The 21149-nt window shown below is 62.8% G+C and carries 17 protein-coding genes; 11 read left to right on the top strand and 6 right to left on the bottom strand.

The genetic code is table 11. The annotated features are described in order from the left end of the window. Positions 1–175: 175 nt before the first annotated feature. Together NKJ32_RS09190 and NKJ32_RS09185 are read right to left on the bottom strand one after the other, a co-directional pair. Positions 176–1147: an MBL fold metallo-hydrolase gene (locus tag NKJ32_RS09190; RefSeq protein WP_352743236.1), complete on the bottom strand. Its 972-nt coding sequence runs from the start codon at positions 1145–1147 to the stop codon at positions 176–178. Positions 1148–1409: 262 nt separating this feature from the next. Continuing rightward, positions 1410–2336 (bottom strand): LysR family transcriptional regulator, encoded by a 927-nt coding sequence (locus tag NKJ32_RS09185; RefSeq protein ID WP_352697595.1) that lies wholly within the window; start codon positions 2334–2336, stop codon positions 1410–1412. A 106-nt stretch (positions 2337–2442) separates the two neighbouring features. Here NKJ32_RS09185 and NKJ32_RS09180 point away from each other — a divergent pair, with 106 nt between their 5' ends. The 5 genes from NKJ32_RS09180 (at position 2443) to NKJ32_RS09160 (ending at position 7873) form a co-directional block, all read left to right on the top strand. Then, positions 2443–3234, top strand: a complete 792-nt coding sequence (locus NKJ32_RS09180; protein ID WP_352690667.1) for an alpha/beta fold hydrolase — start codon at positions 2443–2445, stop codon at positions 3232–3234. A 115-nt stretch (positions 3235–3349) separates the two neighbouring features. Beyond that, on the top strand, positions 3350–3934 hold the full coding sequence (locus tag NKJ32_RS09175) for a GNAT family N-acetyltransferase (protein WP_352690665.1): 585 nt from the start codon (positions 3350–3352) through the stop codon (positions 3932–3934). 354 nt (positions 3935–4288) lie between these two features. After that, entirely contained in the window at positions 4289–4900 is a 612-nt protein-coding gene (locus NKJ32_RS09170; RefSeq protein ID WP_198023585.1) for an SMI1/KNR4 family protein, read from the top strand. Between the two features lie 148 nt (positions 4901–5048). Further along, a complete protein-coding gene (locus tag NKJ32_RS09165; RefSeq protein WP_352690663.1) occupies positions 5049–6665 on the top strand; it encodes a GMC family oxidoreductase in 1617 nt (538 codons plus the stop codon). Continuing rightward, entirely contained in the window at positions 6662–7873 is a 1212-nt protein-coding gene (locus tag NKJ32_RS09160; protein WP_352690661.1) for a mandelate racemase/muconate lactonizing enzyme family protein, read from the top strand. The genes NKJ32_RS09165 and NKJ32_RS09160 overlap by 4 nt, the downstream gene beginning before the upstream one ends. 105 nt (positions 7874–7978) lie before the next feature. Here the strand turns inward: NKJ32_RS09160 and NKJ32_RS09155 are convergent, their stop codons facing one another. Then, entirely contained in the window at positions 7979–8917 is a 939-nt protein-coding gene (locus NKJ32_RS09155; protein WP_023678389.1) for a diacylglycerol/lipid kinase family protein, read from the bottom strand. 735 nt (positions 8918–9652) lie between these two features. On the opposite strand from NKJ32_RS09155, the gene NKJ32_RS09150 reads away from it, so the two are divergent. The 3 genes from NKJ32_RS09150 (at position 9653) to NKJ32_RS09140 (ending at position 11900) form a co-directional block, all read left to right on the top strand. Beyond that, positions 9653–10087 carry a DUF4383 domain-containing protein gene (locus NKJ32_RS09150; RefSeq protein WP_023719157.1) on the top strand — a complete coding sequence of 145 codons (435 nt, stop codon included), beginning with the start codon at positions 9653–9655 and terminating at the stop codon, positions 10085–10087. 6 nt (positions 10088–10093) lie between these two features. After that, positions 10094–11224 (top strand): hypothetical protein, encoded by a 1131-nt coding sequence (locus tag NKJ32_RS09145; protein WP_352756399.1) that lies wholly within the window; start codon positions 10094–10096, stop codon positions 11222–11224. Positions 11225–11384: 160 nt separating this feature from the next. Then, complete coding sequence (locus tag NKJ32_RS09140; RefSeq protein ID WP_352456941.1) at positions 11385–11900, top strand: hypothetical protein; 516 nt, start codon at positions 11385–11387, stop codon at positions 11898–11900. Between the two features lie 8 nt (positions 11901–11908). Here the strand turns inward: NKJ32_RS09140 and NKJ32_RS09135 are convergent, their stop codons facing one another. Continuing rightward, positions 11909–13531 carry an FAD-binding oxidoreductase gene (locus NKJ32_RS09135; protein ID WP_352827380.1) on the bottom strand — a complete coding sequence of 541 codons (1623 nt, stop codon included), beginning with the start codon at positions 13529–13531 and terminating at the stop codon, positions 11909–11911. 118 nt (positions 13532–13649) lie between these two features. Here NKJ32_RS09135 and NKJ32_RS09130 point away from each other — a divergent pair, with 118 nt between their 5' ends. Next, entirely contained in the window at positions 13650–14135 is a 486-nt protein-coding gene (locus tag NKJ32_RS09130; RefSeq protein WP_352697578.1) for a YegJ family protein, read from the top strand. 26 nt (positions 14136–14161) lie between these two features. On the opposite strand, the gene NKJ32_RS09125 is transcribed toward NKJ32_RS09130, so the two are convergent. Then, positions 14162–15133: a hypothetical protein gene (locus tag NKJ32_RS09125; protein WP_352697576.1), complete on the bottom strand. Its 972-nt coding sequence runs from the start codon at positions 15131–15133 to the stop codon at positions 14162–14164. 61 nt (positions 15134–15194) lie between these two features. Continuing rightward, positions 15195–16235 carry a CapA family protein gene (locus NKJ32_RS09120; protein WP_352697574.1) on the bottom strand — a complete coding sequence of 347 codons (1041 nt, stop codon included), beginning with the start codon at positions 16233–16235 and terminating at the stop codon, positions 15195–15197. 143 nt (positions 16236–16378) lie between these two features. Here NKJ32_RS09120 and NKJ32_RS09115 point away from each other — a divergent pair, with 143 nt between their 5' ends. Then, on the top strand, positions 16379–17632 hold the full coding sequence (locus tag NKJ32_RS09115) for a hypothetical protein (RefSeq protein ID WP_352697572.1): 1254 nt from the start codon (positions 16379–16381) through the stop codon (positions 17630–17632). A 113-nt stretch (positions 17633–17745) separates the two neighbouring features. Next, entirely contained in the window at positions 17746–21045 is a 3300-nt protein-coding gene (gene uvrB / locus NKJ32_RS09110; RefSeq protein WP_352756395.1) for an excinuclease ABC subunit UvrB, read from the top strand. The last annotated feature ends 104 nt before the right edge of the window (positions 21046–21149 follow it).

Below are 21149 nucleotides of genomic sequence, written 5' to 3'. Positions count from 1 at the left end.
GTCCCGATCCCGTATCGTCATGGCACGGACAGGTCAACGCGCCACTGAACAGGTCGCGGCCTGAGGTTCGGCTATCGGTCGACAGTGTTGAAAAGATGCTGTGCGGAGCTAGACGAGCGCACCAGCAGGATTGCATTCCATGGCCGAGGTAAGAAAGCTTACCAATAGGCGTGCTTCACAAAGCGGGCCAGGGCGTTGGGACGTAGGCGTAGGCGTTGCCCTCGCGAATAACATGACCGATGCCTGGAAAGGGCAGGTGCATGCCTGCGACGAGCAGGCCATCCGCCGACACCATGTCGAGCACCTTCTTGCGTGTGGCGATTGCGGCCTGCTGGTCCACGTCGAAGGCGATTGCCCATTCCGGATGCGCAAATTGCAGCGCGGAGGCGTGGATTACGTCAGTGAAGAGCAGCAGGTTGGCGTCACCAGAGCCAATTCGAAGCGCGAGATGCCCCGGCGTGTGTCCGGGCGCAGGCAATGCCCTGATCCCGGGCGCGATCTCGACCTCGCCTTCGATCTTCCGGACCTTGCCATGGTAAGGCACCAGCGATTTGCGCGCTATTTCGAAGTACGGTTTCATCTGGTCGGGCGCCTTGGACCGGATCCCGTCATCGTGCCAGAAAGCGAATTCCGGCGCGGCAACCACGACCTCCGCTGCCGGGAAGGCGGCCTTGCCTCCAATACCGACAAGGCCGTTGGCATGGTCGGGATGGAGGTGGGTGATGATTACCGTGTCGATTTCTTCCGGCCTGACGCCAGCGGCGGCGAGCGCCTCGGGTATATGTCCCAGTATAGGCCCCATCGCCGATGCCGTGCCGGTATCGATCAGCACCCGTCTGTCGCCTTTGGTGACAAGGTAAGCATTGACCGAGGTCGGGAGTGGTTTTGGCAGGAATGCCTTTGCCAGCAGCGCTTCGGCGGCAGCCGTATCTGCGGAAGGGAAGAGTTCGAGGCCGAGATTGAGGTAGCCGTCGCTCAGTGCTGTGATCTCGAGGTCGCCGAGCATGAACCTGTGGGCGCTCGCAAGCGAAGCCGGAGACCGGGCGGCGATAGCCGCAGCGTTGCTCCCAAAGAGGCTGATCGGGGAAAGTAGCAGGGCACCGGCACTAAAGGTGCCGATGCCGAAGGTTCGACGGTCGATATTCATGGTCTTGTCCTTCGAATTGCAGATGAAGCTAGTCCCAGACTACGTCGTCGCTGCCGGGGCGGATGCCGACCGCTCGGACCGCTCTTGGGCGGGGGTCGGCGCGGTTCATGGCCAACTCCTTGCGACATCAATAATCCGCCTCACAAACTGCGGGAATAGCGATGGGATGCAGTTCACTGCTGCAGATTATGCAGCAGTGAACTTAAGCGAGTAAGGCCGCTGGTTCGGCCCTCCGAACGGCCTCGCTGAGCCCCGGCTTCACCTACTGGACAGGTTGCCGGGGCTCGAGCGCTCGGCGCAACGTCGGCGCCTCTTGCTCGATATAATCCCACAGACGGTTCGAGATCGGCCCGTGCGGCCGGTCGCGGCGGCGCGCCACCACCAACTCCTCGGTACGGCCTGGCAGATGACGGCCGGCCATGGATTGCAGGCGTCCGTCGCGCAGTTCCTCCTCGATCAGGAAGCGGGGCATGTGGCCCCATCCGAGGCCCTGCAGGATGATTTCCTTCTTCATGCCCTGATCGGCCACCATGCATTGAGGCGCACCCTCGATCATGAAGTAGTCTTGTTGCGGTGAATGGCGGGCCGTGTCGCGCATGACACATTGGGTGAACGCGTGCATCTGATCCGGCGTGATGGGGTGCTTGATGCGCTCCGGCAGAAAGCCCGACGCCACTACTGGGACGAAGGGCACCTTGCACAGATCGATCCATTCCACCCGCGGATCGCTCTTGTCGATCCAGTGCAGGATCAAATCGGCTTCGTCGTCGAAGAGGCGCTCCCACGGGCCGCCCACCGCCTCGAAATGCAGATGCAGGCGTGTGCCCGGACACTGGGCGAAGAACCGTCCGAGCATGCCCAGTGCCTGTGGGCGCGGGCACAGGTCGCCGATCACCACATGGATCTCGCTTTCTTCGCCCATTGACAGCTGAGCAGCATGAAGCCGCAAGCCTTCCAGCTCGCGCAGCAGCGATTGTGCCCTGTGATGGAACGACAGCCCTGCCTCGGTGGGGCGCACGCGATAGCCGCTGCGATCCAAGAGAACGAGGTCGAGTTGCCGCTCCAGCTTTGCAACGGCTGCGAACACCGCCGGGTGCGAGCGATGCAGCATGGCCGCCGCAGGCTGAAAGCCGCCGCAGCGGACCACGGCATCGAAGCATTGCAGGTCGTGCAGGGTGAATTCGGCCATGTCAGCTTCTATTACAGAGATAGTCCTATCTTTGTAATATCATCAAAAGCGCGCCGCAGCTAGGCTTTGCCACACTCAACGCTCCAAGAAGGAAGGTGTATTCACCATGAATGAGCTGGATTTCGTGACCGTCGGCGATGGTACCCGCATCGCCTACCGCATCGACGGCGACGCCGGGAAGCCCGTGCTGATGCTGTCGAATTCAATCGCCACCACACTGCGGATGTGGGAAATGCAGGTCAACGAACTGTCGAAGCATTTCCGTGTTCTGCGCTATGACTTTCGTGGCCACGGAGGGTCGAGCGTTCCGGCCGGCGCTTATTCGCTCGACCGGCTTGGCCGCGACGTGATCGAGTTGCTCGACGCCCTGGGCATTGAACGCGTACACTTCCTCGGTCTGTCGTTGGGCGGCTTCGTCGGGCAGTGGCTCGGCATCCACGCGCCCGAGCGGATCGAGCGCTTGATCCTGAGCAACACCTCATCCTACCTCGGACCGGCAAAGCAGTTTGACGAGCGGATTGCCGCCGTGCTGCAGGCGCCGGATATGTCCGAAACCGCCGAGATGTTCCTGGGCAACTGGTTTCCTGCGCGTATGCTGGCGGCCAACGAGCCCGTCATCGAAGAATTTCGCACCATGCTGCTGGCCATCGACCGGCAAGGCTTGGCTGGCTTGTTCGCGGCGGTTCGCGATGCGGACCTTCGCCGAACCGTAGCGCTGATTTCCAGGCCAACGCTGGTGATCGCCGGCCGGCACGACACTGTGACAGCCGCCAGCCATAGCGAGCTGATCGCGGCGACGGTGCCCGGCGCGAAACTGGTTGTCCTGCCCGCGGTCCACTTGTCGAATGTCGAGTATCCTGCCGAGTTCATGCAGGCCGTGCTCGGTTTTCTGCGCTGAGCCGGAGCACGACGGGGATGCTGAGTGAACCCCGTTTCGAACATCACCCGCATGGACCGCAACCTATGATGCACTAACGCGTAGCTCAGGCTAGACTGGGCAATATCGATAGCGGATGACGGCTAACATGGAACTTGGCTTTCGCCCATTAACGCCCGATCTGTGGCCGGCGCTCGAGGACCTGTTCGGTGACAGCGCCGTCTGCAGTCGCTGTTGGTGTATGTACGGACGGATCGGCAGTTCTTATCGAAAGCGACCCGGCGAGGAAAACAAGGCCGCGTTCCGGCAGGCCGTCCAGCATGGTCCGCCTCCGGGCATCCTCGCCTTCGACGGCGATACCGCTGTCAGCTGGTGCCAGTTGACGCCGCGAGATGCCCTGCCCTGGCTCGATCGGCTATGGCAGCTCAAGCGCGTGGACGACAGGCCGGTCTGGTCCCTGTCCTGCCTCTACGTGCGAAAACGATACCGCAGGCGGGGCGTAACATTCCAGCTGATTGCGGAAGCACTGGAAGTCGCAAGGCGCGCAAATGCTCCGGCACTCGAAGCCTATCCTTTCGAGGCCGACGTATCGCCGAGTGCTTCCGGCAGCGGATATGCCTCCACCTTCGCGCGCGCCGGGTTCCGGGTCGTCGCTCGCAGAACGCCGGCCCGCCCGATCATGCGCTATGATTTCAAGCAGATTGCCGATCATCGCCTGTAATCGCAGCTTGAAGTTTCGGCTATGGGTGGAAAGTTGCCATCCAGCCGCTATTGCGCCCGCTTCGCTGTCACCGGCGAACATTACTGAACGCAAACAGATTAATCAAAGCCGTAGCGAGGCTCACCGACATTGCAACAGCAAGACTAGACTTCCGCAGCGGATCGCAGCTTGGCAAGTCTCACGTCTCCGGCCGAACGAACTGGCTGGCGACCTTAGGTTGTAGGCGCGAAAGTCACCGTCGGGCGTGATTACCAACTCTGTGATGTTCGCCCGTTGTTTTCGATGTGATAGATCAGGTTGACAAGGTAGACCCTAGAACCCGTCAAAAGTGGGTAAATGGAGCTATTAGGGACAATGCGTTCGCAGGAAGAATGGTCAAGCAATGAAGACGCTCGTGCATACAGAGAGCTCCGAACCCTAGTCGATAAATGGAAACGCCTCGGGACGAAGACATATCCGGATGGAACAGAGTGGATCGGGCATACTCCTGATCGAGCGCCTGAAGCGTATTTGCATCAACTGTATGCGCCGCTTGACGCCATCGGAATTGGGCAGATGGAGTCTGAAATTTCGCGTCGACTCCCAGATAATTTCCGTTGCTTTCTCATGCTCCACAACGGGATAGGTCTGTTTGCGAATTATATAAACGTCTATGGGCTGCGACGCAGCTGGTCACGCACAAATTTAGTGGAGGCGGGTCAACAACCCTTCTCCATACTGGAACCGAATGTACAGAGACGGCCAGGCAATGCACCAGACGATGTTCTCTTTATTGGTTCACTCGGGGATAATAGGAATTTAATTGCCATGAATCCGGACGGGAGGGTCTTTCGCTGGGAGAGTGATGATCCTCTGTTGGGTTCGATCAACTCCTACTCAAGCGTGTTCACCTTCCTGCTGGAAGAAGCCAATGAGGTTGCGGCCTTGTTCGACCCGGATGGGCGCAGATGCGATTCTGATAGCTGAGCTTCCAAACCAGCTCCGGCAACACGCCGAAATCCAAACCGGGTATCGCCAGTCGCTTTTTTCACAAGCGATGCCGGAAGCTCCGGTGATGACGGCGGCTTGCGGCGTCTAGGCTGCAGCCTGAAATTCGGAGCCAGCCGCATCCATCATGCAGACCTATGATTTCATCATCGTCGGCTCCGGTTCGGCCGGCTCGGTCCTGGCCGAGAGACTGTCGGCTTCCGGCCGCTTCTCGGCGCTGGTGCTCGAGGCCGGCGGCAGCGACCGTCGCTTCTACGTGCAGATGCCGCTCGGCTACGGCAAGACCTTCTTCGACCCGGCGGTCAACTGGAACTACAAGGCCGAGCCGGATTCGGGCCTGGCCGGCAATGTCGACCACTGGCCGCGCGGCAAGCTGCTCGGCGGCTCGAGCTCGATCAACGCCATGGTCTGGATCAGGGGCGCGCGCGAGGATTTCGACGCTTGGGCAGCGGCCGGCAATCCCGGCTGGGGCTTCGACGACCTGCTGCCTGCGTTCAAGGCGCTGGAGGATAACCAGGCCGGCGCCGACCAATGGCGCGGCGTCGGCGGGCCGCTGCATGTCACCGACTGCTCGACCTCCGTCCATCCGCTCACCAAGCGCTATCTCGCCGCCGCCAACCAGGCCGGCCTGCCGCTCAACCCGGATTTCAACGGCGCCTCGCAGGAAGGCGTCGGCGCCTACCAGATCACCACCAGGAACGGCCGCCGCATGTCGGCGGCGCGCGCCTTCCTGCGCCCGGCGATGAAGCGCAAAAACGTCCGCGTCGAGATCAACGCCCTAGCGACAAAAATCCTGTTCGAGGGCAAACGCGCCGTCGGCATCGAATATCTCCAGAATGGCGCGACGAAAACCGCCCGCGCCGGCCGCGAGATCATCCTGTCGGGCGGTTCGGTCAATTCGCCTCAACTTCTCCAGCTTTCCGGTGTCGGCCCGTCGGCGCTTCTTGGCGCGCTCGGCATTCCCGTCGTTCACGCCAACGAGAATGTCGGGGCAAACCTGCAGGACCATGTCGGCATCAACTACACGTTCAAGGGCAGGCTGCCGACGCTCAACCAGATCCTGCGCCCGTGGTGGGGCAAGCTGCTGGTCGGCATGCAATACGTGTTTTTGCGCTCAGGCCCGCTGTCGCTGTCGATGAACAATGCCGGCGGCTTCTTTCGCACCGATCCGGCCACGGCACGGCCCAACATGCAGCTCTATTTCCAGGCGTTTTCAACCGTCATTCCGAAGAGCGGCGAACGCCCGATCCTGACACCCGATCCATGGCCGGGCTTTTCCATCGGGCTGTCCAACTGCCGTCCGTCAAGCCGCGGCGAAATCATGATCCGTTCCGCCAATCCGCGCGATTATCCCAAAATCGTCGCCAATGCCTTTTCGACCGAGGCGGACGTCGCTGAAATGCTGGCGGCGGTGAAATTCGTCAGGAAGATCGCCTCGATGCCGGCGATGGCCGAGATCATCGAGGAAGAGGTTTTGCCTGGTCCCTCGATCACCTCCGACGCCGATCTCATTCAGGATTTCAGGAAGCGCTCGGGCACCGTCTATCACCCGGTCTCGACCTGCCGCATGGGGCCGGACGCGGCGCACGCCGTCGTCGATCCGCGCCTCAAGGTACACGGCATCCAGGCGTTGCGCGTCATCGACGCCTCGATCTTTCCCGACAACATAACCGGCAACACCAACGCCGCCGCGATCATGACCGGATGGAAGGGCGCCGAACTGGTTCTGGAGGATCAGAAATGAAAATCACCGACGTCAAGACCTGGGTGGTCGGCAATCCGCCGCCCGGCATCGGCGGCAAGTATTTCATCTTCGTCAAGCTCACCACCGATGGCGGCGTCGTCGGCTATGGGGAGGCCTACAACGCCACCTTCTCGGCACATGTCACCGCAAAAATGGTCGAGGACATGGCAGAGCGCTATCTCGTCGGCCGCGATCCGCACGACGTCGAAAACTTCTTCCGCCGCGCCTATTCATCCGGCTTCACCCAGCGCCCCGACGTGTCGGGCATGGGCTGTTTCTCGGCGCTCGAAATCGCCTGCTGGGACATTATCGGCAAGGAGGCCGGCAAGCCGGTCTACAAGCTGCTTGGCGGCCAGGTGCACGAAACGCTGCGTTCCTATACCTACCTCTACCCGCACAGCGGCAGCGTCCATTCGGAGGACGCCCGCGGCAAGAACGTCTACAACGACCCCGATCTGGCCGCCGCCTGCGCGCTCGAATATGTCGAGCAGGGTTTTAACGCGGTCAAGCTCGACCCAGCCGGCCCCTACACCGCCTTCGACGGCCACCAGCCGCGCCTCGTCGACATCGACCTCTCCGCCCGCATGGTCAAGGCGATCCGCGAGGCGGTCGGCACAAGAGCCGACATCCTGTTCGGTACGCACGGCCAGTTCACCGCATCGGGCGCGCTGCGCCTCGCCCGCGCCATCGAGCCCTATGATCCGCTGTGGTTCGAGGAGCCGGTGCCGCCCGACATGCCCGAGGTGATGGCGCAGGTCGCCCGCGCGACCTCGATCCCGATTGCCACCGGCGAGCGGCTAACAACCAAATTTGAGTTCGCCCGCGTCATCGAGAACCGTGCGGCGACCATTCTTCAGCCCGACCTTGGCCGCTCCGGCGGCATTCTCGAAACCAAGAAGATCGCCGCCATGGCCGAAGCCTACCACATCCAGGTCGCGCCGCACTGCTATTGCGGACCGATCGTCGGCGCCGCCAACATTCAGCTTGCGGTGACGCTGCCCAATTTCCTCATTCTGGAATCGCTGAAACAGTGGGGCGGTTTTCACGCGAAGCTGCTCAAGAAAAAGATCGAATGGCAGGACGGCAACGTCATCCCGTCAAAGGAGCCGGGCCTCGGCGTCGAACTCGACGAAGCCGTCTGCGAGGCGCATCCCTGGACCGGCAAGGACCTGCATTTGCAGATGATGCAGACGCCGTTGATGCCGTGACCTGTCGAGCGGGATCGACAGACAATATCACGCGATTTCAACGTGTTGGACGCAGGATCGGAATCACCGCCGAAAGGATTTGAATCAATCCCTCAACGGCTTGATTCAATATCTCAGCGTCAATGCGCCGGGCAGGATTTCGAAGGTCGCCGGTATGCGACCTGGCGATTCGCCGTCTATGTCGATCAGCGCGGCGTTCTTTTGCACATCGCCGAGCGGCTCGACAACCACTTTCTTGCCGCGCAGGATGGTGATCGCCGGATGGTTGCGGTGCCGCCCGCCATAGAGCAGGCGGATGTCCCAGATCAGCTTCAGCTTGCCGGCGGCGCGCAGGATGACGATGTCGAACTCGCCGTCGTTAAGCTCGGCGTCGGGCGCGATCATCATGCCGCCGCCGAAGAATTTTCCGTTGGCCACCGCCACCAATGCCATGCGCGCCTCGACCGGGGCACCGTCGTCGATGGTGATCGCAACGTCCTGGAAGCGGTAACGGAGGAATTCCCAGACCGTGCGCCAATAGAACAGCGCCTTGGCCGAAACCTTGCCCTTGCGCTTGTCGGCGTTGACCGCGCGGTCGGTGGCGCCGGAAAGCCCGAGACTGGCGATGTTGATGAAATGGCGGCTGGCCAGTGCGCCATGGTCGTCGACATAGCTGATGCACCCGGCATCGACCTTGCGCGGCTTGGCCTCGGCAATCCGCTTCAGCGTCAGATCGACATTATTCGACAGGCCGAGCCCGCGCGCGAAGTCGATGCCGGTGCCGCAAGGCAGCAGCCCGAGTTCGGCCGTCCGGCCGCTTTCCCGGAAAGCCTTCAGCAGCCCGTCGGCGACTTCGCTGGCGGTGCCGTCGCCGCCGGCCGCGATCACCAGCTCGAAGCCGATGGCGGCAAGGTCGAGCGCCAGCCGTTCGGCATCGCCCTCGGCCTGCGTTTCACGGAGCTCGAAATCGCCGAAATGTCTTTTCAGCGAAGCCGCAACCTCGGGCCAATGCCGCTTGAGCCTGCCGCCGCCGGCGATCGGATTGAGAACCACCGCGACCTTCAAGCCTGCCTCCCCAAGGCCATCGAACACGCCTTCCAATCATTTGCCGGCATTGAAGCCCGCGCCGGGCCGCGGGGCAAGATCGAATGTCCGACAATGCGGCTTCTGTATCGAGGCGGCAAATCCCGGCCGGCGGCGGCAGAGATTGGAAAGTCGCTATTTTGGCAGGGTCAGTCCCCGATAATCCCGCTATCCACAGGCTCGCGGCAGTTTCGCCAAACGCTTATCCGCCGTACATTAAACCCATCTCAGGCGGCTACCGATCGCCACGCCGAAAGGCAAAGCGGAACGGCGGATTTCCTGAGGCCCGTACGGCCCTGAACGAGAACAGGCTTGCTTGTTGGAGGGATGGAAGCCGAGACCTACGGGGCCGCGGAAAGCGTGCGAACGCCGACGGCGGACCGATGCTGCCATGAAGGACGGCAAAAACCTTCGATGGCGCGCTGGGCAAAGCTCGCAAGAGTGGAGACCGGCGTGGTCCGGAACGGACGCTGCCTTCGGGCGGCGACTGGCAGGACCGTCAAAATCAAGGCCGGCATGGCGCGACATCTTTCGGGAGTTGCTGCCGCGACCGTGTCCTGATCTGACAGGGAGGCGCTGGGAGAAATCCCGGCGCCGACTGTCTTTGTGGCCTCGCCTGACGATTTTGCCGGCGACGCTTCACGCTGCGCCAAAATCAGCTACTATCCATTTGCCGTCAGGGGCCGTTTAAAAGGGCTGACGGCAGGGGGACATTTCATGACGCTCATCCAGAAGCTTGCTGTTGCCTATGCTTTCCTGTTCTTCGGCGTTGTTGCCATCGGCTATGTGCCGGCTTTCAATGACGCCGGCGGCAATCTGTTCGGCCTGTTCTCGCTGCAATGGTACGACGATTTGCTGCACGCCTTCTCCGGCGTCTGGGCGCTGGCCGCCGCCTTCATCTCGCACCGCCAGGCGGTGTTCTATTTCAAGCTGTTCGGCTCGGTCTATCTGTTCGACGGCGTGCTCGGCCTGGTCACCGGTTCCGGCTGCCTCGATGGCGGCATCTTCATCAACGGCTTCCGCTCCCTGAACGACATCGAATTCCCGGCCCGCTTCTTCGCCAACCTGCCGCACATCGTCATCGGCGGCTTCGCCGTCTATGTCGGGTTCTGGTTGTCGAAACGTGTGTACGACCATTTCGCCACGGCCTGACCGGCCATGTTCCTGTTCCGCTGGCTGAAGCGCATCATCAAGGCGATCCTCTGGCTCGTCGTCATTGTCGTGTTGATCCCGATCGCCGGGCTGGCCTACGGCTTTCTCACCACGCCGTCGCTGGACACAACACCATTGCCGGGCATCGCCGAGGGTGCTCCGCCAAAGGCGCTGGCCGACAAGGTCCGTGCCGAGATCCCCGGCTACCAACGGCCGGAGGAATCGACCTTTCTCACCTATCCGGAATGGGCCATCGTCTACGCCGCCCGCGAATATGCCGGCTTTGTCGACAAGAACCAGCCGAGCGGCTTCCCTTATCTCTCCTATATCGGCCGCTTCTGGCAGGATTACGCGATGGTCACCCGCGCCAGCTCCGCCTACAAATTCAACCTCGACAATCACCAGATGCTGGTGGTCATCGGCACCAGCCACACGATCGAGCACGCCATCCAGTGGGCCTATGAAAATACGATCGGCCGCGTCACCGAAGCGACAGCCGGCAAGCGCACCGCCGTCGACATCTACAGGGCCAAGGTGGCGGCCGATTATGCCGGTTTTCTCGACCAGGTGCCGTGGTACCAGTTTCCCTATGCCGAAAAGCGTGCCGGCCTGTTTGCCGTCCAGCCGGCAACGGACGACAGCGCCGTCCGCACCAGCGAACGCAAGCTCGCCTTCGGCCTCGCCGACACCATCAAGCAGGGCTACGCCGATCTGATCAAGTCGGCGCTCGCCGCCACCACCGACCCGGCCCTGCTCGACATTCACGTCTGGGCCAAGGGTCCGGTCAGCGAGGTGACGCGCAACGAACCCGACACCTTGCTGGAGCGCGATCTCGGCGCCGACGGCACGGTCTTCGTCACCAGGCGCTATCAGGTGTTCACCGACATGATCCCGCGCCTGATCGACAAGGGCGTCTCCTTCGTCGAGATCGGCGGCAATGACGAGATCATGGTCACCATGCTTTCCAATGACGAGATCAATGTTCCCGAAGGTGCACGCACCTTGTTCAGCTACCCGCTTCCGGCGGAACCCTCCACGCGCCGCACTGGCCTGACTGTCGCCGTGCGCAAGCTGCACATCGTGCTGCCGGCGCTGATGACGGCGGGCGCCAGGCTCGAGCATGTCTACGATTACTGAGGCCTTTCGGTCACAGCCGGCCTCGGCAAGACGTTGCGTGATGCTCCGCCACGCTCATTCCACAATCGCGGCCAAATCCCGCCTTGTTCCGCAACGATTGATGATGCCGTAGACACGTTGTCTTGCGCACATGTGCCAGGCAACTCGGAGGGACAAGACCGTGATCAAGACCGCCCTTGTCGCCATGACCATCGTCGGCTGCGATTGCGACGCCAGGCTTTGCGAATATATCGGCGAGACGCCCGCCAAATGGTCGACCATCGCCGAATGCGAAGCGGCGATGAAAAGCCAGATGCTGCACGAGCGCAATTTCGACTATCCGCTGGTCTCCGGCATCTGCCGGACACAGAACTCGTCTTCGTCATCGCAGCTCGCTGCGACCGCTTCCGAGCCTGAATTGACGACGGCCAGCACCGCAGCGACAGACCCGCTGCCACCGGAACTGAGCCATCGGCCCAGTGCTGCGGTCGGAACGCAGGCCACGGCGACGGAAACGGAAGCCGTCCGGCCGGTCGCCTATGAAGCGGCGGTCGATGGCGGCAGCGCCCTGCTCTACCGCACGAAGGCCGGCTACGCCGTGGTCAAGACCGATCTCGGCCGCGCCGCATCGGCAACGATCGGCATCGCCAGGCGTTCGGCGAACTGGCTGGCGGCGAAGCTGCCTGACGGTCTGTAGCCGCCGCTTCAGGCCGTGCCGATCAGTGCCTTGACGGCGCGATAAAAAATCGACGAAAACAGCTCGCCCGGATCGTATTGCAGCTTCTTCGCCAGGAAGGACGGCAGTTCCGGATAGGAGGCAAGCAGTTCCTTGCCTGTGTAGTGGAGCTGGTAGGGCAGGAAAAAACGCCCGCCATGCTTGATCGTCACGTCGATCAGCGCCCTTGTCAGCGCCCGCATCCTGGCATTGCCGTCGGCGTCTGTCGGCTGATTGATGTAGAGCACCAGCGAATAGGCCGGCTCCGGCGCATAATTCAGCGCCACATCCTCCTTGTGGACGATGCGTACCGACGCGTTGAGCACCGGCAGGGTCTGGTTGCGCAGGATCTCGCGCGCTTCCGCGATGAACGGGTTATAGGCCGCCCGCGGGATGAAATACTCGTGCAGGATGTCGGTCTCATCGAGCAGATCGTTGAACAGATAGGGCACTGAATCGTGCATCGGATTGTTGCGCGTGACGAGGCAGACCTCGCCCTCGGCCATTGCCGTCGTCCGCGCCACCGTGCAGTTCTCGAATTGCGGCTCCAGCGTCTTTTCGGTGAACCATTTCAGCTCCTGGAACAGGCTGCCCCATTTCGCCAGGTTGATGATCACCCGCTTGAGCCCGACCGAACCCGGTTCACCGATTGCCGGCTGGTCGGCCGGCGGCTGGTCGGCCACCTTGTCATAGCGGTAGACGATCATATCCTCGAGGAAATTGCCCGGCGCAGTCGACAGATGCCCATAAAACAGACCGATCGCCCTGTTTGGCTCCAGAACCTCGGCGAAGAACGTCGGGAAATCGTCCGATTTGATGATCTCGCGCGAGGTCCGGTAGACGGCGTTGTCGACGATGTCGAGTGTCGCCTCCAGCACCACGCCGAACAGGCCGTAGCCGCCGACGACGTGGCGGAACAGCTCGGTATTTTCGGCCGGTGAGCAGGTCGTCACCGAACCGTCCGCCAGCATCACCCGCATCGATCGGATCGAGCCGGCGACCGAGCCGGCCTGGTGGTCCATGCCATGCGCGTTGACCGACAGCGAGCCGCCGACCGAAAAGATGTCGGTCGACTGCATCGCCTTCACCGCAAAGCGCGGGTGCAAAAGGTTCTGGATGTCGTGCCAGCGCGCGCCCGGCTGCAAGGTGATCGTCTTCGCCGTCGGGTCGACACTGACCTTGTTGAATTTGCGCATGTCGAGGACCAGCGCGTTGTCGTCGAAGGCGTGGCCGCCCATCGAATGGCGCACCGCCGCGACCGAGACCTTCAGGCTATTGGCGCGGGCAAGGGCCAGCGCGCTCGCGATGTGGTCTTCCTCGCTGACTTCGATAACGCCGTAGACCGGTGTCATCGACAGGCCGCTGGCATCGTTGATGTTGCCGCCCTTGGTCAGCCATGGCAGCGCCGGATCGTAGGCTGGCGGGCCCTCCAGCGGCTTCTGCGCCAGGTCGATCCCGTCAATGTCGGCGATGCGCCCGGAATTCTTCTGCCCCGACGGACCGCGCGCCAGCCGCGCCACGGTCGTCCCGCCCCAGAGCATCGCGCCGCCGACCACCGCCGCACCCAGCAGCAGCCGCCGCGACAGGCGAAACCCCTTGCGTTCCTCGATCATAGCCCCACCCCACTGTCCCAGGAATAGCGCCAGATGGAGACAAAAACCAGTTGCCATCAGACGTTCGGCAAATGATGATCACAGTCGTTCTGGCGAAAGCGTCGAAAGCAGCCGCACCATGAAGCTTGCCGTCCGTGCCACGATTGCCCTGGTACTCGCGTTTGCTCCGGTCTCAGCCGACGCCCAAAGCGGTGAAAAGGGAGTCCTCGGTGTGGCAAGGGACGATCCGGAGATGGCGGCGGCGATTGAGCAGGCCCGCGCCAGCCTGGATGACTTCCTGATCCTGTCCGAGGCGCCGCCGTCCGGAACAGCCACGTTCAAATTGAAGGTAAGGATCGAAGACGGAACCGCGACGGAACATTTCTGGATCATTCCCTTTCACCGAACGGCGAGCGGATTTGCCGGAATTTTAGCAAACGAGCCGCAGGCAGTGCACAACGTCGTCGCCGGCCAGGAGATCGAATTCACCCGGGACGAAATTTCGGACTGGGGATACACCAAGAACGGCCATCAGGTGGGCAGCTTTACCGTCTGTGTGATGCTCAAGAAGATGTCGAAGGAAGACGCGGACTATCTCCGCGACAATTACGGCTTCGACTGCTGATGTCCGAGCGCGAGGCGCTTTAGCCGCTACCCCGCCTCCTCGTCCTGCGCCCCGATCTTGCGCACCAGCGCCGCGGTCGCCAGGATCGTGGCCATGTCGGCGATGATCGGCGCAACATGCTTGACATAGTCGAGCGGCACAGAGATGTCCGGCAGCTCGAAGAAGTTCTTCGTCTGCGGAAGCAGCAGAAAGCCGTCGCTGCCGTTGAGCGCGACGCGTGCCGGTTCCTTCGGCCATGTTTCGCCAAGCCATTCGAGTGCCTGCGCCAGCCGGCCGGTCACCAGCGGCCGCGCCGCCTCGATATTGTCGGTGCGGAACTCGTAGGCGGCATCGAGCTCCGGCACGCCGCTGGACAGTTCCTGCATCTTGCTGCCTAAGATGCCGCGGAAGAAGCCGACGACCTTGTTGGTCCGGCGCGCGGCCACCAATGTGCCGGGGAACGGCACGATCGTCTCGAAGGCGACGATGACGCCCTTGAACACTGCCGTCGTGCTCTTGCCCGTCCCTTCCCGGAGATCTGCTTCGTAAAGCTCGAACGGAAACCCCTCATAACGGCCGGAAAAAACATCATCGAAAGATTGCCGGTTGAACGGACCAACCGTCTCGCGCGGCAACCGGTCGAACGAATTCGGCTTGATGTTGTGCCGGTACCGCATGTCGTCGATGAAGCCGAAGATGATCGGCAACAGCGTGCTGCGAAACGACTGCTGCAATTTGCTCGCCGGCTTGATCGCCTGGAAATAGAGCAGGATCGCGGCCAGGAATCCGCCGATATAGAGGAACACATGCGGGGTCGAGAACCACTGCTCGTTGGGGTCGGCAACCCCGTTGAAGAGCCAGGCCACAAGCGCCACGAACACCAGCACCAGCCCGATGAAAAGTGGCACCCGCCAGCGCGTCCGGCGATGGGCCGAAGCTCGTTGCGCCTCATAGGCCTCGATGTTCTTCCTGAGGCCGGCGATCACCGCTTCGTTCGGCATGAAATCCGCAGTTTCCATCACCCACCCGCCGCCACAAGCCTGCCCGCGCTGGGCATGATAGCCGGTTTGGTGGACTGCGTCAGCGCACGGCACCGAAGACCGCATCGAGGCGGGCTAGAACCCTTTGCCTGGATTTTCCCGCCAGCGTTTCAAGCGGGACCAGCCGCTCGTGATCGCCGGCGCGCAACCGCATGAAGGCATGCAGCCGGTAGGCGGCGATGGCCCCGCGCGTGCCGGGATCGTCGCTGATCTCGACGACGAGAATGGCGCCGATGCGGCCGGGCCATGGCTGCCGCGCGAAGGCGGTGCCGATGAAATCGCCGAGCCCATAGGCAACGAGCGTCTTGCCGATCCGCTCGATCGGCTGCACGACATGGGCATGATGTCCGGCGATCAGGCCGACGCCATGTTCGGCCAGAAGTCGCGCCATTGCCCGCGTCTTCGCACGTGGAAAATGCCGGAATTCCCAATCCCAATGCGGCACCGCGCAGAGGAGGTCGACACCCAAAGCGGCAGCGTGCGGCCATTGCGTCGGATCGGCTTGCATCGAGACTCGGCCCGCGAACTGAGCCTCGTCGGTATTGCGCCACAAGGTAAAGGCGGCAAGGCCTATGGTCAGCGAACCAACCGCAAACCGCTCGACCGGAGCCGCAGTGCCGATCGTGCGGATGCCTAATTGCTCCAGCGCGGCGACGGTCTCGTCGAAGCCGGCAATACCCTGGTCGAGCACATGGTTGTTGGCCAGCGACAGCACCAGTTTTTCACGCGAAATGCCGGCGGCGGCCAGCGCCTCGGCAAGGAACCGCTCGCTCATCGCGTGGTGCGTGCCAAGCCTGGTGCCCAAAACAGCGCTCGGCCGCTCCACCACCGGGCTTTCGCAATTGCCGACCACCAGATCGGCCGAGGCAAGCAGTGCCGCAATCGCCGGATCGCAGTCCGGCGCGCGGCGATTGGCCACCGCCGAGATATCGCCGACGAAAACCAGCCGCACCGTCCGCGCCGGCAGTGGTTCGAGCACGGCTGCGGCCGCCGGAGCAAAGCCGCGCGCGTCGCCATCGAGCGAAGGCCGGAGGAAGCGTGGCAGCCACGACAGTTTGTAGGAAAGCGGATAGTTCGACACGCGACGCCCAATCGTTTGCCTTGTGTAGACCGTCCGCCGGATTGATTGAAGCGTCGACTGTTGTGGGTGAACCACAGGGCCACAGGCGCAGCGAACCAAATGCGTGTATGATCCACTGCGGAGCGACAAAAGGGGCGATCACGATGAAGCGTTTTTCCAGGCTGGTGGCGTGCGCCATCATTCTTCTCCTGCCGCTGGCTTTACCCAGCGCCGCGGCTCCCGAAGCGGCGGCCCTGTTTGAGGCAAAAATCGTAGCCGAACGCGACAGCGCTCTTGCCGCTCTGGAAGCCGCCGCGCCAGGCGATCCGGCAGCCGCCTACGCCGCCGGCGCCGGCGAATTCTTCACAGCGCTGGAGATCCTGGCCGGCGGTCTGCACCGCCACGGTTTCGACAGCCCGCAATCCTTCATGCTGCCGCTGATGCGGCTGCCGGTGCCGGACAATGCCAATCCCGAGCCGCTGACCTACGAACAATTCCGCGCCATTCTCGTCGCCTTCCGCGACCGGCTGGAGAAATCCGCAGCCACGCTGGGTTCGGTACCCGCCGACGCGGACATCGGCATGGTCATCGACCTCACCCGCCTCGGCATCGACCTCAACGAGGACGGTACGATCGCGCCGGACGAAAGCGCCGCGGCGATCATGGCGTCTCTGTCACGCGGCGGCGGTGCGCCAGACGCGGCCGCACCCGCCCTCATCTTCCGCTTCGACCGCGCCGACGGCTACTGGCTGCAGGGCTATGCCGAGTTCCTGATGGCGCAGGCCGACTTCTGGCTGGCGCATGATTTCAGGGACACGTTCGACGGCTCCTTCCACATGCTGTTCCCGCGCGCCAAACTACCGCTGCAGGACACGCTCGTTCCGCCGGACGGCGGCATGAGCGGCGGCATTCTGTCGTCCGAATGGCGCATCGCCGATTTCATCTCGCTGGTCCATCTCATCAACTGGCAAGTGGTCGAGCCGGAGCGCCGGCAAGCGGCGCGCCGCCATCTCATGGAAATGATCCGGCTGTCGCGCGAGGACTGGAAAGCCATCCGAGCCGAAACCGACAATGACCGTGAATGGCTGCCCGGCCCGCAGCAAAAAGGCGCCAGCCCGCTGACCGGCCTCGAAGTCGGCGAGCAGCAGGTGCAGGCCTGGCTCGCCGCCTTGGCCATGGCCGAGGATCTGCTGGAAGGCCGCACCTTGCTGCCGCATTTCCGCATCGCCGACAAAGGCATCAACATGAAGCGCTTCTTCGACGAGCCGAAGCCCTTCGACCTGGTGCTGTCGATCACCGGCCCGGCCATCGCGCCCTATCTCGAACGCGGGAAGATTCTCACCAGCGAGGAGTTCGATCAGATCCAACGCCAATTCGGCGGCGCCGGGTTTCTGACGTTCGCGCTTTGGTTTAATTGAGCGGGAAACGTGGAGGGTGCTCCTGACACCCTTCTGTCAGCAGCTGGATTGCGCCTCGCGCCACCCGCCACTCCGCTCTTTCCATTTTGGCCGATACCTCCCATATTCGGGCCATGGCCAGACTGTCCGACAAGAAAACGCCTCCGCCGGCGAATGACGAGCGCGCTTCACCGCCCAAGCGGCGCAGTCCGCTGACCGATTTCCTCGATGCGTCGGAGCCCCTGTACAAGGGCGGCTTTGCCGAGGCGCCGCAGACCGAGTTCACCGGCGCCCCGCTGACCGGCTCGATCGCCGACTGGGCCGAGCAGATAGAGCAGGAAGCCGAGAAGGAAGGGCGCCAAATCTCCCCCCTCGAGGGGGAGATGTCGCCGAAGGCGACAGAGGGGGTCGCCGGAGGCAGCGCGGGACGCAAAGGAACGTCGAGTACTGCCGCACCGACCCCACCCGGCGGCTCCGCCGCCACCCTCCCCTCGAGGGGGAGGGAAGGCGCCAAGTCTGCCAAGAAAATCCCCGAGCGCTCCTCTTCCCCCGGCCGTACGGCACGCGGTACCTCGATGGGCGGCGCGGCTTCGGCGCGGGAGCGCACTGCGGCCGGTCTCAACCCTGTCGCCGGCCTCGATGTCTCACTGGAAGAGGCCGAGACAATGGCCTCGGGCGGCGTCACCGCCACCGTCGCGGCGCTGTCGGCGCTGATTGAATCCGGCAATCCGTTGCATAAGGACGGCGTGCTGTGGACGCCGCACCGTCCCGCCCGGCCGGAAAAATCCGAAGGCGGCATCGCCATCAAGATGGTCTCGGATTTCGAGCCCGCCGGCGACCAGCCGACGGCGATCAAGGATCTCGTCGAGGGCGTCAGCAGCAACGACCGCACCCAGGTTCTGCTCGGCGTCACGGGCTCGGGCAAGACCTTCACCATGGCCAAGGTGATCGAGGAGACGCAGCGCCCCGCTCTGATCCTGGCGCCCAACAAGACGTTGGCCGCGCAGCTCTATTCCGAATTCAAGAAATTCTTCCCGGAAAACGCCGTCGAGTATTTCGTCAGCTACTACGACTATTACCAGCCTGAGGCCTATGTGCCCCGGACCGACACCTACATCGAGAAGGAATCCTCGATCAACGAGCAGATCGACCGCATGCGCCATTCGGCGACGCGCTCGCTGCTCGAGCGCGACGACGTCATCATCGTCGCCTCGGTGTCCTGCATCTACGGTATCGGCTCGGTCGAGACCTACACGGCGATGACCTTCCAGATGCAGATCGGCGACCGGCTCGACCAGCGCGCGTTGCTCGCTGACCTCGTCGCCCAGCAGTACAAGCGCCAGGACATCAACTTCGTCCGCGGCTCGTTCCGGGTGCGCGGCGACACGATCGAGATCTTCCCGGCCCACCTCGAGGACCGCGCCTGGCGCATCTCGCTGTTCGGCGACGAGATCGAGGCGATTACCGAATTCGACCCGCTGACGGGACAGAAGACCGGCGAGCTGAAGAGCGTCAAGATCTACGCCAATTCGCACTATGTGACGCCGCGTCCGACCCTCAATCAGGCCATCAAATCGATCAAGGAAGAGCTCAAGCACAGGCTGGTCGAACTCGAACGGGCCGGTCGGTTGCTCGAGGCGCAGCGGCTTGAGCAGCGCACCCGCTTCGACCTGGAGATGCTGGAAGCGACGGGCTCCTGCGCCGGCATCGAGAATTACTCGCGCTATCTGACCGGCCGCCAGCCGGGCGATCCGCCGCCGACCTTGTTCGAATACATCCCCGACAATGCGTTGGTCTTTGTCGACGAAAGTCACGTCACCATACCGCAGATCGGCGGCATGTATCGCGGCGACTTTCGCCGCAAGGCGACGCTGGCCGAGTATGGGTTCCGCCTGCCGTCCTGCATGGACAACCGGCCGCTGCGCTTCGAGGAGTGGGACGCCATGCGCCCACTTTCCGTTGCGGTTTCCGCAACGCCCGGCGGTTGGGAGATGGAGCAGTCCGGCGGTGTCTTTGCCGAACAGGTCATCCGCCCGACCGGCCTGATCGATCCGCCGGTCGAAGTGCGCCCGGCCAAGAGCCAGGTCGACGACGTTGTCGGCGAAATCCGCGAGACCACCAGGGCCGGCTATCGAACGCTGGTCACCGTGCTGACCAAACGCATGGCCGAGGACCTGACCGAATACCTGCATGAGCAAGGCATTCGCGTGCGCTACATGCACTCAGACATCGACACGCTGGAGCGTATCGAGATCCTGCGCGACCTGCGCCTCGGCGCCTTCGACGTGCTCGTCGGTATCAACCTGTTGCGCGAAGGCCTCGACATTCCCGAATGCGGTTTCGTCGCCATTCTCGATGCCGACAAGGAAGGTTTCCTGCGCTCCGAGACATCGCTGATCCAGACCATCGGCCGTGCCGCCAGAAACGTCGACGGCAAGGTCATCCTCTATGCCGACCAGATCACCGGCTCGATGGAGCGGGCAATGGCCGAGACCAATCGCCGTCGCGAAAAGCAGATGGAGTGGAACGCGGCCAACGGCATCACCCCGGAATCGGTCAAGTCGCGCATTTCGGACATCCTGGACTCGGTCTACGAAAAAGATCATGTCCGCGCCGATATCTCGCAGTTCACCGACAGCGCCGGCGCGATGATGGGCAACAATCTGAAGGCGCATCTCGACGCCCTGGACAAGCAGATGCGCGACGCCGCCGCCAACCTCGATTTCGAGAAGGCAGCCCGCATCCGCGACGAGATCAAGCGGCTGCGCGAGATGGAGCTGTCCATCTCCGACGATCCGCTGGCCAAATATGCCGACATGGAAAGCCCAGTCTCGGGCCGCGAAAAGGGCAAGCACAACAAGGGCGTGGCCAAACATCGTACATCAGAGGAACAGGAGCGTTTCCGCAAGCTCGACGAGGCACGTGCCGCCGAAGAGGCGACCAAGGCTACCCGGTCCAACCTCTTCCACAAGCCGGCGCTCGACGAAATGGGCGCCGACGGCGCCGTGCCGGTGAAGAAGCGGTTGTTTGCCAAGCCGTCGCTGGACGATATGGGACCAGGCACCGACATGCCGACGCCGTCAGGCGCGGTGTCGCGTTCGCTGTTCAAGAAACAGTCGGCGCAAGAAGCGCACGGCTCCGACTTCGGCATCCCGGGTGAACCGACCAAGCCGCTGTTCAAGAAGAACTCGCTCGATGAGATGACCGTGCGGCGGACCGAGAAGCCGGTCGAGGGAAAAGTGCCGGCGAAGCCGCAGCCGATCTCCCCCCAAGTGGGGGAGATGCCCGGCAGGACAGAGGGGGGCGCGAAGGAACACGGCGATTTTGCAAAACCCATTGTCCGCCAGCGCGCCGGCATCGGCTCCTACGAAGACCCCGCCGACGCCCGCCGTGAAAAGCGCCGGCCCGGCAAGACGGGTCGGCCGGGGCGGTAAACGGGCTGCATACCTGTTGCGAGCATTCTCAACCGGTGTCTAGAATGCTTGATGGTCGTCACTCGCAGACTTCAGGAAGACGAATTCAAGGCTTGCTTCGCGGA

Origin of the sequence: Mesorhizobium sp. M0159 (assembly GCF_040322295.1) — a bacterium.
Classification (GTDB): Bacteria; Pseudomonadota; Alphaproteobacteria; order Rhizobiales; family Rhizobiaceae; genus Mesorhizobium.
Note: the sequence above shows the minus strand (reverse complement) of the source record. Positions and strands in the feature narration are given on the sequence as shown.